This window comes from Candidatus Anaplasma sp. TIGMIC (genome assembly GCF_028204095.1).
GTDB lineage: Bacteria > Pseudomonadota > Alphaproteobacteria > Rickettsiales > Anaplasmataceae > Anaplasma.
This window is the reverse complement of record NZ_JAQLOH010000054.1, coordinates 1-3,410: the sequence shown is the minus strand read 5'-3', so window position 1 is coordinate 3,410 and position 3,410 is coordinate 1. Positions and strand designations below refer to the sequence as shown.

Sequence of the window (3,410 nt, the reverse complement as noted above, 5' to 3'; positions counted from 1 at the left end):
GGAGAATTCAATTCAGCTAGAGGTTTGATATTGCATAGGAATCGCTTTCGCTCAGGCTCTTAAGGCCAGTGATGCCGAGATTGATAAGAAGATTTGTAAGGGCACGAGTACCAGCAGTAATGATGTGACGGGGTTCGGTTATTGTCGGAATGGCGGAAGCAGCGAAATTACTAGCGGCAGCGGAAATGTGAATGGTCTGAGTGAAGCGTTAGGTGATGTGAAATATGCTGATAAGTGGCCTAATGCTATCGGCAGCGGTAGCACCGGAAAGGGAACCACAGGTCAAAATGTTACATCTGATATCATGGCTCTCCCTAAAGACGATAAAGCCGTGGTAGCAGGTCACCTGGAGAAGGCCATAAGGGGAGATCCTCGTATGTGTGATGCATGTTAGAACGCACGTGACCATGTGTTTAAGACGCTTTTATGGAGCTCAGCATACACCGGTTAATAATCGATAGTTACCGGTGGTAGTCCTATTGGTGTGCGCCCATATGGCAGTATCCGCACGGAAAAGGTGGACACACACTGTTTGTGTGAGTATAGAAGAATAGTCTGTGGCTGATCCCAGAGTATTGGTTCGGAGTTTGCTGCCAGATCAGCGAAATCAAAACTTGTTGTCTGTTTTCGTAATGCGTGTGGAACATATTGGCACGTGTTTTGTGCGATAGTGTTCTGCGTAAGGTAGTATGCGGCAGCCTAAGACGCTGGGCTGACGCAGATATTGTGCATATGCTCACGTTGATGTTAAGAGTATGGCTGCTATATTTAGGTTACAATGGACGGTGCATATGGGTGGCTGTCAGTGCCAGCCTGAGTTCTGTCTCTTAACCCCCTCGTTTGAGTAGTGGGTCGCTGTCGCATATTGCTAATGAGAGGTTGTGTATGACATGTCTGGATACTCTGCAAGTGCGGAAAAAGTTGCGTGCGGGTGGGGCATCTTATGACTATTTTGCGCTGGATGTTGCATGTAAAAAATTGTCCTTGGACGACAAAAAACTGCCTTTCGTGTACAAAATTTTGCTTGAGAACCTACTGAGAAATGAGGACGGTCGTTATGTAAAGAGCAATGACCTCAAGCAGTTTTCCAGGTGCATGAATGAAGGCCTAGAATGCGAGGTGAATTTCATGCCTGCACGGGTAATGATGCAGGACTTCACTGGTGTTCCAGCATTGGTAGACCTGGCCGCTATGCGTGACTACGTAAAGACACAGGGTCTGGATCCGGGAATAATAAATCCGAGGATTCCTGTAGACCTTGTCATAGACCACTCGTTACAAGTGGACTTTTCTGGCACAAACGACGCTTTAGCGAAGAATGTTGCGTTAGAGATGTCGCGTAATCTAGAACGCTATAAATTTCTTAAGTGGAGCCAGAATGCATTCAGAAATCTCCATGTTGTCCCGCCAGGTACAGGTATATGTCACCAGGTCAATCTTGAGTACTTAGCCAAGGTAGTGTGGGAAGTTGATGGAGTTTTGTGCCCAGATACTGTGATCGGCACTGACAGCCATACCACTATGATCAACGGTATGTCAGTTTTAGGCTGGGGGGTCGGGGGTATAGAAGCAGAAGCCTCTATGTTGGGGCAACCCATTGCCATGATGGTACCAGATGTCGTGGGATTCAAAATCCGCGGAAGGTTGCGGGAAGGAGTCACTTCCACAGATATGGTTCTTACCATAACTGATATGCTAAGAAAAAGGAAAGTAGTAGGAAAGTTTGTTGAGTTTTACGGAGAAGGTCTAAAAAACCTATCAGTATTTGATCGCGCTACTGTTGCTAATATGGCTCCAGAATATGGTGCTACCTGCGGGTTTTTCCCATTCGATCAGAGTACTCTGGATTACCTGGATATTACAGGGCGTGCTAGGGAGCACATAGACGTAGTAGAGTCGTACATGCTTGCGCAGAATCTCTGGTATAAAGGCGGAGACGACGCGTTATACTCTGACAACATAGAACTAGATTTAGACGAGGTTCGCTCTGTTGTTGCAGGGCCTAAAAGACCCCAAGACAGGCTTTCGGTAGCAGATATCGCGAGTGCCCTTCCAGTGCAGAACTTTTGCCAAGATGAGTGCCTACAAGTTAAAAACGGTGACGTTGTTATCGCTGCTATAACAAGCTGCACCAACACTTCTAATCCGTATGTTATGATTGCTGCGGGTCTCGTAGCACGCAAGGCGAGAAACTTGGGTCTAAAATCAAAGCCTTGGGTTAAAACTTCTTTCACTCCAGGTTCGCAAGTAGTAGCAGAATATCTAAAACGCTCGGCGCTATTGGAGGATTTGGATCTTCTTGGGTTCAATATAGCAGGGTACGGCTGTGCGACATGTATAGGTAACTCCGGACCTTTGGCCAAGGAGATTGAAGACTGTGTGAGAAGTAACAATCTGCTTGTTGCATCGGTCCTCTCTGGTAATAGAAATTTTGAAGGAAGGATACACCCTTGTGTCAAAGCAAACTTTTTGGCCTCACCGCCATTAGTGGTAATCTTCTCTCTCAGCGGAACAATATTACTTGATATCACTGTTGACCCGATCTGCTACGATGCCTACGAAAAGCCCGTGTATCTGCGCGATTTATGGCCAACAAGATATGAGATAGATGAGATTATCAAAGAGTTCGTTTCCAGAGACACATTCGTGCAAAAGTATTCCGATGTGTTTCGTGGAGATGACATATGGCAAAGTGTAGAATCCAAGGGTGAACTTACATACAATTGGAGCTCGGATAGCACTTATGTTCAACTCCCTCCATACTTTATAGAATCCGGTTCCAGCGGGCACAAGAGCATTAACGGTAATAAGCTGGATATCCAGAATGCCAGAATACTCATGGTCTTGGGGGATAGTATAACAACGGATCACATCTCACCAGCTGGTAACATATTTGTTGATAGCCCCGCGGGTAAATATTTGACACGCAATGGGGTCAAGGAAAGCGATTTTAATTCGTATGGATCGCGCCGTGGTAACCACAATGTTATGGTTCGCGGCACTTTTGCAAACATTCGTATAAGAAATGAGATGTTGTGGGGGGTTGAGGGTGGTTTTACTAGACACTTCCCATCTCAAGAGGTGCTGCCAATTTACGATGCAGCAGTCCAATACAACAGGGAGGACGTTCCTCTAGTAATAATCGCGGGTAAAGAATACGGAACAGGTTCCAGTCGCGACTGGGCAGCGAAGGGGACCTTGCTTCTTGGCATCAAGGCTGTTATAGCTGAAAGCTTCGAACGTATACATAGATCTAACCTGGTTGGAATGGGTGTTCTGCCTCTTATTCTCAAACGCGAAGACAAAGACATGTTCAAAGGAGATGAGACAATCACCTTACAAGGTAAAATAGGGGTTAGGAAAGAAATCAAATGTTCCGTAACTAAAAGCGACGGAAGCTCCACTACCAT

2 protein-coding genes are annotated in these 3,410 nt (G+C 46.0%); both read left to right on the top strand.

All coding sequences use genetic code 11. The features are described 5' to 3' along the window. The first annotated feature begins 124 nt into the window (after nt 1-124). Nucleotides 125-394 carry a hypothetical protein gene (locus PGW94_RS04420; RefSeq protein WP_271759033.1) on the top strand — a complete coding sequence of 90 codons (270 nt, stop codon included), beginning with the start codon at nt 125-127 and terminating at the stop codon, nt 392-394. Between the two features lie 491 nt (nt 395-885). Next, a partial coding sequence (gene acnA, locus PGW94_RS04415) for an aconitate hydratase AcnA (protein ID WP_271759031.1) occupies nt 886-3,410 on the top strand: 2,525 nt, incomplete at its 3' end.